The sequence below is a fragment of the Streptomyces panacea genome, from assembly GCF_040560175.1.
Lineage (GTDB): Bacteria > Actinomycetota > Actinomycetes > Streptomycetales > Streptomycetaceae > Streptomyces > Streptomyces panacea.
In genome coordinates this window covers 1-639 of sequence record NZ_JARJHW010000360.1, presented here as the reverse complement: position 1 = coordinate 639, position 639 = coordinate 1, and the positions used below count along the sequence as shown (strand labels likewise).

At 61.8% G+C, this 639-nt stretch carries 1 pseudogene; it reads right to left on the bottom strand.

The annotated features are described in order from the left end of the window. Positions 1-345: 345 nt before the first annotated feature. Positions 346-639, bottom strand: a pseudogene (locus P3L51_RS35930) (glycosyltransferase family 39 protein); the annotation flags it as partial.

The window sequence follows — 639 nt, the reverse complement described above, 5'->3', positions numbered from 1 at the left end:
TATTCACGACACTGCATGATCCAGATATGGATTCGGTCGAATCCCTGGGCGCTTTGTCTCCATCATCGTCAAGGACATCAAGCTCCCGCTCAGCGGTATGGATCGCGTCAAAGACCATAGGAGGAAGCTGGGCGGACTCAACGGCTGTCGCGGGTGACCCACCCGTCCCACCGCCGTGTTGTCTCGGTTCCGTGATACCACGGGAATAGGCGTCGGTGATCCGAGCCGACGCGTATTCCACACTCATGAAAGTTCCCCACTCATCAAGCAGTGGAAATCGACGTGATCGCCGCGATCCCCGACGTCCCGGATCTTCTCCGGGGTGTTCCGGCCAGTCGCGGTCGGTCACCTCATCACCCCACCGCTCGCTCCCGGACTGTCAAATCCAGGACCGGCCGTCGGAGATGGGTCGTGGTCTCGGACATAGACGGTGACTCGCGCCCCGTTGACACGGGTTGTTCCGTACTCGCGGAAGTAGCGGCGCAAGGTACTTGTTTTCGCTTCTTCCTGCGGGTTGCCCGGCGAGTGCGCACCCACCGCGCGGACCGCGACGATCCGGTCGGATTCCAGCACGCGTGCCGCGATATCCTGGGCGGGAAGCTCGACACCGGCAAGTGTGCTCAACGAAACGGGATCCTG